The 11,734-nt window shown below is 64.0% G+C and carries 8 protein-coding genes and 1 pseudogene; 7 read left to right on the top strand and 2 right to left on the bottom strand.

The genetic code is table 11. The features are described 5' to 3' along the window. On the top strand, positions 1 to 2,672 hold a 2,672-nt coding region (locus tag EOA33_RS10870; protein WP_190234247.1), incomplete at its 5' end, for an AAA family ATPase. A gap of 116 nt (positions 2,673 to 2,788) precedes the next feature. Here EOA33_RS10870 and EOA33_RS10865 read toward each other — a convergent pair. After that, positions 2,789 to 3,436, bottom strand: a complete 648-nt coding sequence (locus tag EOA33_RS10865; RefSeq protein WP_127405620.1) for a TetR/AcrR family transcriptional regulator — start codon at positions 3,434 to 3,436, stop codon at positions 2,789 to 2,791. Between the two features lie 200 nt (positions 3,437 to 3,636). On the opposite strand from EOA33_RS10865, the gene EOA33_RS10855 reads away from it, so the two are divergent. The 3 genes and pseudogenes from EOA33_RS10855 to EOA33_RS10845 all read left to right on the top strand — a co-directional run. Further along, a complete protein-coding gene (locus EOA33_RS10855) occupies positions 3,637 to 4,533 on the top strand; it encodes an NAD(P)/FAD-dependent oxidoreductase (protein ID WP_127405619.1) in 897 nt (298 codons plus the stop codon). 78 nt (positions 4,534 to 4,611) lie between these two features. After that, positions 4,612 to 5,427 (top strand): oxidoreductase, encoded by an 816-nt coding sequence (locus EOA33_RS10850; protein WP_127405618.1) that lies wholly within the window; start codon positions 4,612 to 4,614, stop codon positions 5,425 to 5,427. A gap of 64 nt (positions 5,428 to 5,491) precedes the next feature. Beyond that, a pseudogene (locus EOA33_RS10845) lies at positions 5,492 to 6,120 on the top strand (class I SAM-dependent methyltransferase); the annotation flags it as partial. A 348-nt stretch (positions 6,121 to 6,468) separates the two neighbouring features. Here EOA33_RS10845 and EOA33_RS10840 read toward each other — a convergent pair. Beyond that, complete coding sequence (locus EOA33_RS10840; protein ID WP_127405617.1) at positions 6,469 to 8,274, bottom strand: ABC transporter ATP-binding protein; 1,806 nt, start codon at positions 8,272 to 8,274, stop codon at positions 6,469 to 6,471. A 192-nt stretch (positions 8,275 to 8,466) separates the two neighbouring features. Between EOA33_RS10840 and EOA33_RS10835 the strand changes: the two genes are divergently transcribed. The 3 genes from EOA33_RS10835 to EOA33_RS10825 all read left to right on the top strand — a co-directional run. Beyond that, a complete protein-coding gene (locus EOA33_RS10835) occupies positions 8,467 to 9,825 on the top strand; it encodes an LLM class flavin-dependent oxidoreductase (protein WP_127405616.1) in 1,359 nt (452 codons plus the stop codon). 11 nt (positions 9,826 to 9,836) lie between these two features. Continuing rightward, positions 9,837 to 10,610: a DUF427 domain-containing protein gene (locus EOA33_RS10830; protein WP_127405615.1), complete on the top strand. Its 774-nt coding sequence runs from the start codon at positions 9,837 to 9,839 to the stop codon at positions 10,608 to 10,610. Between the two features lie 54 nt (positions 10,611 to 10,664). Then, the coding region (locus EOA33_RS10825; protein WP_245482300.1) for an ABC transporter substrate-binding protein at positions 10,665 to 11,734 on the top strand (1,070 nt) is incomplete at its 3' end.

Below are 11,734 nucleotides of genomic sequence, written 5' to 3'. Positions count from 1 at the left end.
GACTGCTCGGCGGGCTGTTCGAGTTCGCCGACCTCGGCTTGCACGAGCTGAAAGGGTTCGACGCCCCGATCCGCGCGTGGAGAGTGCTTCGCGAGAGTGCCGCCGAGACCCGGTTCGAAGCGCGCGCGACGAGCGGCCTCGCCCCCACGGTCGGGCGCGAGCACGAGCTTGCTCTGCTCGCGGAGCTCTGGAGCAAGGCCGCGTCCGGGGAGGGGCAGGTGGTCCTGCTCTCCGGTGAGCCAGGCATCGGCAAGTCGCACCTGATTCAGGCGCTGCGCGAGCGCCTGCGCGACCGGCCGCACATCCGCATCCGCTGCCAGTGCTCGCCGTTCCACGCAAACAGCGCCCTTCGCCCGTCGATCGTCCAGCTCACCCGCGCGGCTGGCTTCCACCCAGACGATCCGCCGAGCGTGAAACTCGATAAGCTGGAGCGGCTCCTGGCGCGGTCCACAGACAAGGTCCGGGACGACGCCCCTTTGTTGTCGGCGTTTCTTTCGCTCCCGGTGGGCAGCCGCTACGCACCCCTGAACCTCAGCCCCCAGCGCCAGAAGGAGCTGACCCTCGAGGCGCTGATCCGGCAGCTTGTTGGCCTAGCGGCCCGCCAGCCCGTGCTGTTGGTTTTCGAGGATATCCACTGGATTGATCCAACGTCGCTGGAGCTCCTCGACCGATTGGTCCCGCAGATCCCGCGCCTTGCAGTCTTGGCGATCTTCAGTTTCCGCCCTGAGTTCGAGCCGCGGTGGATCGGCCACCCGCGGGTCACCTCGCTCGCGCTGAACCGCCTGAGCCACCGGCAGGGTGCCGCCCTGGTGCAGCGGTTGACCGGTGGCAAGGCGCTGCCGGGCGGGTTGCTCGAGCAGATGGTGGCCAAGACAGACGGCGTGCCCCTGTTCCTCGAGGAGGTGACCAAGGCGGTCATCGAATCCGACGTGTTGACCGATGAAGGCGACCGTTACGCGCTCGCGGGCCCGCTGCCACCGTTGGCGATCCCTGCAACCCTGCAGGATTCTCTGGTGGCGCGGCTCGATCGGCTGGTGGCGCCGGCGCGGGAGGGTGCGCAGATTGGCGCCGCCATCGGCCGCGAATTCTCTTATGAGCTGCTGGCGGCTGTCGCGCAGCGCGGGGAACGGGAACTGCAGGGCGCCCTCGACCAGCTAATCGGCGCCGAGCTCGTGATCGCGCGCGGTCGGCCGCCGCACGCGACGTGCATCTTCAAGCACGCATTGGTGGGAGATGCCGCCTATGCCACCTTGCTGCGCAGTCGGCGCCAGCAACTGCACACCCGGATCGCCCACGCGCTCGAGCAGCATTTCGGCGAGGTCGTCGAACACGAGCCCGAGATCGTGGCTCAGCACTATACGGCTGCAGGCCTCTCGCTTCAGGCCATCGGCTATTGGCAGCGCGCGGGAGAGAGCGCCAACGACCGTTCGGCCAACGATGAGGCCCAGAGCCATCTGCAGAAAGCGCTGAACCTGATCGAAACGCTCCCTGCGGGCCCGGAGCGCCAGCGGCGCGAGCTCGCAGCGCTAACGGTGCTGGGCCGCGTGCTCGCCGCCAGGAGTGGCTACGCAAATCCCGAGGTCGAGCAGGTATATTCTCGCGCGCGCCGCCTTTGCGAGCTGATGCCGGAAGATGCGGACCTCTTCCCGGTTCTGCTCGGCCTGGCCATCTACTCGGCCACGCGCGCCGAACTCACGTCGGCGCACGAGCTGAGCGGACGGCTTCTCGACCTTGCCCGGCAGAGCAACGATCCCGTGTGGGTGGTCGAAGCCCACTATGCTCGGGGGGTCGGCTTTTCCTGGCGCGGCGACTTCAGGGAGGCACGCAAACATCTGGAGCTGGCCTCTGAATCGTATCGCCCACAGCGACATCGAGCGCATCTCGCCCTCTACGGCCAGGATCCCGGACCGATTTGCCTGTGTCGTGGGTCGGCGGTGCTTTGGCACCTCGGCTACCCCGACCAGGCGCTGGCCCGGATGGAAGACGCCCTTGTCTTGGCCGAGCGATTGGCGCACCCCTTCAGCCGCGCTTATGTGCTGACATGGGCAGCATGGTTACGACTGTTCCGACGCGAGGTGGCCGAAGCCGAGGAGCGGATCGACCGTGCGCTCACCTTCGCGACCGAGCAGGCGTATCCCTTTTGGACCGCCATGGCCGCCCAGCAGAAGGGCTGGCTCTCGGCGAAGCAGGGCCATAAGGAGCGGGCGATCGCCCAGATTGAGGATAGCCTGGCCCGGATGCAGGCCGTCGGAACGCACGTGACGCAGGCATACGCGATGGGACTGCTCGGCGAGGTGCTAGGCAGTGTCAATCGCGCGTCCGACGGCGTGCGTCTGATCGATCGGGCCCTCGACCAGGTGAACCGGACCCGCGAGCAGTGGTGCCATGCCGAATTGCTGCGGCTCCGCGGTGCCCTATGCGCTGCCGCGGAACCAGGCGATTGCCGCGAGGCTGAAATCTCGTTCCGCCAGGCGATCGAGCGGTCTCGCGAGCAAGGTGCCAAATCCTGGGAGCTCCGCGCCGCCACATCGCTTGCGCGCCTTTTGGCCGAACAGGGCAAGCGCGCCGAGGCGCACGACCTGCTGGCGCCGACCTACGGCTGGTTCACCGAGGGCTTCGACACGCTCGATCTGAAAGAGGCCAAGACCTTGCTCGACAAGCTGGGGGCATGATCCACATGCCAGCCATGCAATGTCCGGTCCTGGCGCATTCCGGACACCGATCTCGTGCTGAGTCAGTGCACGCGTTCAAAATATCAAGCGAGTAGTCCATCGCGGCCTCGTCCCGGCTATCCGCCCGCGTGTTCGTTGCGACCGTGAGCCGCGATGAACATGGCGACAGCCGCCCGGCAATAGGATTCGATTTCGTCATCGTCCTCTGCTCTCGCCTCATCAAAGCGTGCAATAATCAGAAGATCGGAGCCTTTGAAAAGTGCGGCAAACAAGCGGGCGGACCGGAGAGGATCGGGCACGTTCAGCACCGCCTTCGCGTTCAACTGACGTAACAGGGTCTCGATTTGGGCGACGATATGGGCGGGGCCGGCTTCGTAATGGACTTTGCTCAACGACTTTTGGTTCGGCGTGTCGGCCATGACCATGGCTTCGACGTTGCGGACGTCTGGGCGCAGCAGCGTGCGAAGCAGCGATGATCCCACCGCCATAAGCTGATCCTCGGCCGAGCCATCGACGCCTTCAAAAAGCGCCTGTGGGATTAGCTGCTGACAGCGGGCCGCAAAGGCCGCGCCAAACAGCGCCTCTTTGTTCTCGAAGTGCTTGTAAATGCTGAGCTTCGATATCTTCGCTCGCTGGGCGACCTTGTCCAATGTCGTCGCTTGAAAACCCAATTCTGCAAAGAGTTCGCCTGCGGTGTCGACAATGGTTTGGCCAAGCGCCTCATTGGCGGGCCGGCCACGCCGGCCTCGACTATTTTCGGTCATCTCAATTACAGTCCTTGACAGTATCGTAATTCATGAATTACGATACTACGCAGTTTCAGAAATTCCAAGAGTGGATTTTATCGTGTCCTCCAAATCAGCATTGCCTTGACCGCCCACCGATATCGAATGCGCATCGCTGGGCGATTGTGCGCGCCAGGCTCAGCCCAACCCGCTTCATCCGCAACACGGAGCCCATCACCATGAATGACGTCATCATTATCGGCGGCAGCTTTGCTGGCCTTGCCGCCGCCCTGCAACTCGGCCGTGCCCGCCGCAAGGTCACCGTTCTCGACACTGGCCTGCCGCGCAACCGCTTCGCCGGCCACTCGCATGGTATGCTTGGCCACGATCACAAGCCGCCGCTGGACATCCTGGCCGAGGCGCGCCGGCAGCTGGCGCGTTATTCTGCGATCAGTCTGGTCAACGTTCGGGCCGACAAAGTCTCCGGCGGCATCGACGATTTCTCCGTCCTCACTGCCGATGGCGAAAGCCTGGGGGCGCGCCGGCTGATCCTGAGCTATGGCGTTGCCGACCAGATGCCGGATGTGCCGGGCTTTGCAGAAAGCTGGGGCACATCCATCGTGCCTTGCCCCTATTGCGACGGCTTTGAAGTCGCCGGCCAGCATTGGGGCCTCGTCTGGTCCGGCCCGCAGTCGCACAATCAGGTCAGGCTGTTCCACGATTGGACCGACAGGTTGACGGTCTTCGCCGATGGTCACGACATTCCGCCCGCTATCCGGGCCGATCTGGAGCGTCGCAACACACCTATCGTCGATGGCCGGATCACCGAGATCGCCCGTCATGGGGACCATAATCCCACCGTCAAGCTCGATAGCGGCCCCGATATGGCTGTCGACATTCTGTTCGCGCATCCGCGCAACAAGCCGGCGGCAAGCCTGCATGAACCACTGGGCCTCGCCACGCTCGATACGCCCCTCGGCATCATCCTCAAGGTCGACGAGCGCCGCGAAACCAGCATGCCCGGCATCTACGCCGCCGGCGACCTCGCCAACCCCCTCACGCCGCCATCGGTCACCCTGGCATCATCGCACGGCGCGATGGCGGGCATCTTCGCCCAGCAGTCGATGCTGACTTGAGAGCAGAGTTTCTCCGGTCCCAATTGGCCAACCTGAGCGGCGTCGCTCCAACCTAAAGCAAGAAGGGAAGTTATCCTCATGAGTATGACCAGTCCTGGCGTCGCCCTGGTGACCGGCGCATCCTCCGGAATCGGTCTCGCCACCGCCAAAGCCTTGCGGGATGCGGGCTTTCGAGTGTTCGGAACCAGCCGCCGCGCCGCGGCGAAGAGATCCGACGGTATTACTATGCTGCCCTGTGACGTTACCGACGATGAGTCCGTAGCGAAAGTGGTCGAGCGGGTCCTTGCCGAGGCCGGCCGCATCGACGTGCTCGTCAACAATGCCGGCATGGGCCTGCTCGGCGCCGCGGAGGAGTCCTCGACGGTTCAGGCGCAGGCGCTGTTCGACGTGAACGTCTTCGGCGTCTTTCGCGTGACCAATGCGGTGTTGCCGACAATGCGACGCCAAGGAAAGGGCAGAATTGTTAATTTGAGCTCGGTGCAGGGGTTCATCCCGGGTCCATTTTTCGCGCTTTATTCATCGACCAAACATGCCGTTGAAGGCTATTCCGAATCGCTCGACCATGAACTGCGCGCGTTCGGAATTCGTGTCTCCTTGGTCGAGCCCGCCTATACCCGCACCTCCTTCGAAGAGAATCTCGCGAAGCCGGACCAGTTCCTGGCCATTTATGACATGGCGCGCGCAGTCATGAATGGAGCGGTACGGAAGGAGATGGAGAAAGGCGATGCGCCCGAAGTGGCGGCCCAGACCGTGTTGGCGGCTGCGACCGATCCGGCTCCGAAGAGGCGCTATACGGCTGGGAAAACGGCGCGTCAGATCAGTTTTCTGCGCCGTTTCGTCCCTGCGTCCGCATTCGACAAGAGCCTGCGAAAGCGGTTCGGGCTGCCGGTCTGATGCAAGCATCAACCGGCTTTCGGAGGAGCGCCTGGTTAAGAGCGCATCACGACAAGGATATGTCATGGCACAGCACAATGCGGATAGGCTCGCCGATTGGAATGACCAAGCGGGGAGCGCTGGGTCGCCCCACCAGGCCCGGCTCGACGCCATGCTGGCGGTGTTCGGCCAAGCCGCGATCGAAGCCGCCGCGCCCGCGACGAGCGAGCGCGTGCTGGACGTCGGCTGCGGCGCGGGCGCGTCAAGTCTGGCACTGGCTGCCCTCGTTGGCCGGCGTGGCCAAGTGCTGGGCTTGGACATATCCGAACCGTTGATCGACCGGGCGCGCGCCCTTGCGCCACAGGATACGCCGGCCCTGTTCCGAGTGGCCGACGCCAGCAGCGCCGAGTTGCCTGAGGGCGCTTTCGACATCCTGTTCTCGCGTTTCGGGTTGATGTTCTTCGACGATCCGACGGGGCGTTCGCCCATATGCGCCGCGCGCTCCAGCCGGCCGGGCGGGTCGCTTTCGTCTGCTGGCGTGGCATGGCCGAGAACGATTGGATGCGCCTGCCGATGGACGCAATCAAAGGCATCGTCCCGCCGACCGCGCCGCCCAATCCCGAAGCACCCGGCCCGTTCTCGTTCGGCGACCGGGGCCGGGTGGCGCGCATCCTGACGGCGGCGGGCTTCACCAATATCGCTATCTCGCCTTTCCATACTAGCAAGTTCCATAAGATAGATTCTGCGACTTCCATCGGTGGGTGTTAATATTTATTAGTATTTAAAAGTATGAATGGCTGTGCAGTCAGCAGAAATGCTTGCTAAAGCAGGAAAAGCGCGGCTTTGTCTGGATTGGTTGAGGTCAACGGAACTTCCACTTCGAACAGGTTTCATTTTCACCGAAGCCTATCCTTGCCGGTGGCTTTGCCAGAAGGCGCGAATTTCGAAGCGAGCGCTTGCCTCGGTAATAATTGTCTCCGCAAGCTCATTCTGTACGAACATGAATGCTACCGCCGCGCCGGGGCGCCACTTAGCGCCTTTCCGTCCGCGACGTGATCTGCTTTACCACTTGTAACAAGCGACCCAGTGACCCGGTTCAAGTTCTTTGATTGCCGGTTCGGTTTTACGGCACGCTTGATCGGCGATTGGGCAGCGGTCTGCAAACGCGCACCCGCTGTCTGGTGCATCGGCCGCAGCCCCAGCTTGCGCGGAGATTGTTGGAGAGTTGTCGGAAGACGCTTCCAGAAGCAGCTTTGTATAAGGGTGGTTGGGTCCACGAAAGACTTGGTCGGATGAGCCGGTCTCTACGAGCCGACCGCGATAGAGCACGCCGATCCTGTCGGCCATGTAGCGCACGACCCGAAGGTCGTGGCTGATGAACAGATAGGTCGTATCCCTGTCGTGCTGCAGGTCGTTGAGCAGGTTCAGCACCGTGGCCTGCACCGAGACGTCGAGCGCCGAGGTCGGCTCGTCCAGCACCACCACTTTCGGCGCGCCGGCGAAGGCGCGCGCGATCGCCGCCCTCTGCCGCTGGCCGCCGGAGAGCGAGCGTGGTTTTTGTTCCGCGGCCGTGTCGGCCAGCCTGACCGAGTGGAGCAGGTCGGCGACGCGGTTCCTTGCATCGCTCCGGCCAAGGCCGGCAAGCCGCCGCAATGGCCGGCTGATGATCCGACCTATACGGTGGCGCGGATTTAGCGTGCGGTCGGGCGACTGGAAGACCATCTGGACGTCACGCCGCTCGCTCTGCGCGCGCCGTTCCGCGCGCGCGGCGACGGTCCTGCCGAACAGCGCGACCGATCCCTGGCTCGGTGTCTGCAGCCCGGTGACGATCCTGGCCAGCGTCGATTTGCCGGAGCCGGATTCGCCGATCAGGCCGAAGGTCTCGCCTTGGCCGATCTCGAGGTCGACATTGTGCAGCACCGCCTGGTCGCCGAAGGAATGGCTGATCCCCTTGCAGGCGATGGCGACCTGCCCGTTTCTTCGATAGGAATCTCTTTGATCGGCGGCGGCCGCGGTCGCGTCGGGGCGATCGCGGACGGTCGTGCCGGTCTCGGCCAGGCGGCCGTCCCGCTTGGTGAAATTGAGCGCCGGGATCGAGGCGATGAGGGCCTTAGTATAGGCATGCGAGGGGTTTTCGAAAACACCCTTGGCATCGCCGCTCTCGACCACTGCTCCCGACTGCATGACCGCCACCCGGTCGCAGGAGCGGCGGATCAGGTTGATGTCGTGGCTGATCAGCAGAATGCTGGTTTTGTGGTCGCGGCGCAGGTCGTCGAGGATGGCGATGACTTCCGATTGCACGCTGGCGTCGAGCGCGGTCGTCGGCTCGTCCAGCACCAGCAGCGCCGGGTCGAGCGCGATGGCAATCGCAATGTTGGCGCGCTGCTGCATGCCGCCGGACAATTCATGCGGATAAAGGTCGAGCACCCGCTCCGGATTGGCGACTCGCACGCGCTTCAGCAACTCGGCCGAGCGCCAGCGTGCTTCCTCGTGACGGACCGGCCGATGGCGCATGATCGTTTCGCCGATCTGGCGGCCGATGGTCATCGCCGGGCTGAGCGCGGCGCCCGGATGCTGGTAGACGGCGGCGATGCGGTCGCCTCGCAGCCCCCGCAGTTCTTCATCGGAGAGGCCGCGTATTTCCCGGCCCTGGAACTCCAGCGCCGAGGCAGCGATACGGGCGTTGCCGGGCAGATAGCGCAGGATGGCCATGGCTACCGAACTTTTGCCCGAGCCGGATTCGCCGACCAGGCCAAGCGCCTCGCCCTCTGCGACAGTCAGCGAAACGCCGTCAACGGCGGATTGCCATCCTCTTTTCCCATCATAGGCGATGGAAAGTTTTTCCACATTGAGCACTGAAGAAGACATCAAGACCTCGAAATCGCTTTCTGCTGAAGCCCTAATCAAGGGCAATCGCTTCCGCTTATTTAGTACATAATCTCTATAAAATTACTCGAATTAATGCCGAGCGCAATCTAGCCTTTTGCAAAATGGAGATGGCCGGCCGCGTTGATCGACGCGGCGTCCCGTCTCCCGCAGCGGATTTGCAAGGAGGCCGGCATGGCGCGAAATCAGTTGATCCTCAGCGCGTTCTTCTTCAATCCGCAGGGCGACCATCGCATGTCATGGCGCCACCCGCGCGCGCCTGGACGGGAAGTGCTGGGCTTCGACTACTACCGCGAGCTGGTCCAGGCGGCTGAGCGCGCCAGGATCGACACCATTTTCGTCGCCGACCACGTTTCGATCTGGGACTCGGTGAAGAGCGGCGTCGCGCATTACGCCAATGCCCGCCTCGAACCGCTGACGCTCTTGTCAGCGCTGGCCGGCGTCACCAAACATATCGGCCTGATCACCACCGCCTCGAGCTCCTACAGCGAGCCCTACAATGTCGCGCGCCTGTTTGCCTCGCTCGACCATATCAGCGGTGGCAGGGCGTCGTGGAACGTCGTCACCTCGGCGATGGACGAGGAGGCGCGCAATTTCGGCCGCGACGGCAATATCGAGCACGCCTTCCGATACCAGCGCGCCGCCGAGTTCCTCGATATCGTCAAGGGCCTGTGGGACAGCTGGGAGGACGAAGCCCTGCTGTTCGACAAGGATAGCGGCTATTTCGCCGATCCCGACAAGGTCCATGTGCTCGACCATCGCGGCGGCCATTTCAAGGTGCGCGGCCCGCTCAACGTGTCGCGGCCGCCGCAGGGTCATCCGCTGATTGTCCAGGCCGGCTCCTCCGAGGACGGCAAGAACTTCGCCGCCGCCTATGCCGACGCGCATTTCGCCATCTACAGCACCAGGGAAGACGGCATCCGGTACCGCGAGGACATCAACGATCGCCTCTCGCGCCACGGCAGGCGGCCCGAGAGCTTCAAGATCCTGCCCGGCATCCTGCCGATCGTCGCCGCCTCCGAGGCCGAGGCGCGTGACAGGCAGGACTATCTCCAGACACTGTTGCCGGACCGCGTCGGCATCGACCTCCTGTCGAGCTGGAGCGGCATCGACCTGTCCGCCTATCCGCCGGACGGCCCGCTGCCGGCGCTTCCCGATGAAAGCACCTTCAATGGCGGCCGCACCTCGCTCAACCGCGTCAAGCAATGGGCGACGCAGAACCTGACCTTGCGCGAGATCGCGCGCAAGCTCGCCAACAGCGGCTCGGTGCCGACGGTCGCCGGCACGCCGAAGCAGATCGCCGACCAGCTGCAGGACTGGTTCGAGGTGGGCGCCGCCGACGGCTTCAACCTGATGTTCCCGCTGCTGCCGGAGGACTGGATCAACTTCGCCGAACAGGTCGTACCCGAATTGCAGCGCCGAGGCGTCTTCCCGACCGAATACGCGCCGGGAACGCTGCGCGACCGTTTCGGGCTTGCCCGCCCCGCCAACCGCTTCGCCGAGCAGCGCGCCAACCAGCGCGCCGTATCCTGAGGAGAGCCGCCATGACCGCCCAACCCAGACTGCAGCCGCGCGAGGCGACTGCGCCGCAGCTGATCAATGTCCTGCACAGCCCCAAGCGCATCCGCGTCAAATTCGGCGGCCGCATCATCGCCGACAGCCGCAACGTGCTGGTGCTGCGCTCCAACCATTTCCTGCCGATCTATTTCTTCCCGCTGGCCGCGGTCGACCAGACGGCGCTGAAACCGGCGAGGCATGGCCAGCAGCACCCGGTCGGCGGCGAGACGAAATATTGGGACATCGAAGCCGGCGACAAACGTGCCGCCGATGCCGCCTGGTCGTTCACGGCGCCGCCCGACGAAAACCTCGCCCCGCTCGCCGGCCGCATCGCCTTCACCTGGAACCTGGTCGACCAGTGGTTCGAGGAGGAGGAAGAAGTCTTCGTCCATGCCCGCGACCCCTATGCCCGCATCGACGTGCTGCAGAGCTCAAGCCATGTGAAGATCTGGTTCGACGGCGAGGTGGTTGCTGACAGCCGCCGTCCGGTGCTCCTGTTCGAAACCCACCTGCCGACACGTTTCTATCTTCCGCCGGAGGATGTCCGCCTCGATCGGTTGAGGGCCTCGCTGACCAGGACCCAATGTCCCTACAAGGGCATCGCCTCCTATTGGTCCGGCGTGCTCAAGGACGGTTCGCTGCGCGAGGACGTCGCCTGGGCCTACCGCGACCCGATCGCGGAGATGCCGAAGATCAAGGGACTGATCGCCTTCTACCCGCAAGCGGTCGACCGCATGGAACTCGACGGCCAGCCGGTCTGACGGCGGCTGCATCCATTCCAGTTTCATTCCAATCCAATTTCAAAGAGGGACAAAATGACCAAACGCAACGACATCGACTCGCTTCGCAATCTGTCCGGCGACATCTGGAACGTCGCCGTGGACGAATATGCTCAAGGTTTCCTCAAGCGCCGCGATCTCCTGAAATATGCTGCCCTGATCGGCCTGACCGGCTTCGCGGCCTCGCAAGGTCTTGGCTTCGCCGGCCAGGCGCGCGCGGCTGCCGCGGGCGGCACGGTCCGGGTCGGGCTTGGCCAGCCGACCAAGGCGATCGATCCGGTCACGCTGACCGATCCGGCCAGCATTGGCGTCATCAGCCAGGTCGGCGAATATCTGATCCTCGACGACCCGAAGGATGGTTTGCAGCCGAAGCTCGCCGTATCGTGGGAAGCCGACGAAACCGCCAAGCGCTGGACGTTCAAGCTGCGCCCAGGCGTGAAATTCCACGACGGCCGCGCCGTCACCGCCAAGGATGTGGTGGCGAGCTTCGAGCGCCTGGTTGACCCGAACAGGGGTTCTGCGGCCTTGTCGGCCTATAAGGGCATCCTGTCCAAGGGCGGCGCCAAGATCGTCGACGAGCAGACTGTCGCCTTCGATCTCGACCAGCCGAACTCGAATTTCCCCTTCTATGTTTCCTCCGACGTCTACAACGCCGTCATCCTGCCGGCCGACTATGCCGGCGACTTCGAGAAGAATTTCAACGCGACCGGCCCGTTCAAGCTCGAATCCTTCCGCCCCAAGCAGGGTGCCAGCTTCGTGCGCAACCCCGATTATTGGGGCGACAAGGCGCTGCCCGACCGTGTCGAGATAAAATTCTTCGACGACGAGCAGGCGCAGGTCGTGGCGCTGCAGGCCGGTCAGCTCGACGTCATCCCCAGCACCACGCGTCTCGAACTCGCGATCGAGGGCAATGCCAATTTCAGGCTGCTCAGCGTCCAGGCGAGTTCGCATGACGCCGTGCATCTCAGAACCGACCAGGCGCCGTTCACCGACAAGCGGGTCCGCCGCGCGCTGGCGCTGACCCTCGACCGCGAGGCGATCGTGAAAGGCCTGCTGAAAGGCCGCGCCATCGCCGGCAACGACACGCCCTTCGCGCCGATCTTCCC

It is taken from the genome of Mesorhizobium sp. M4A.F.Ca.ET.050.02.1.1 (assembly GCF_003997725.1).
Lineage (GTDB): Bacteria > Pseudomonadota > Alphaproteobacteria > Rhizobiales > Rhizobiaceae > Mesorhizobium.
Note: the sequence above shows the minus strand (reverse complement) of the source record. Positions and strands in the feature narration are given on the sequence as shown.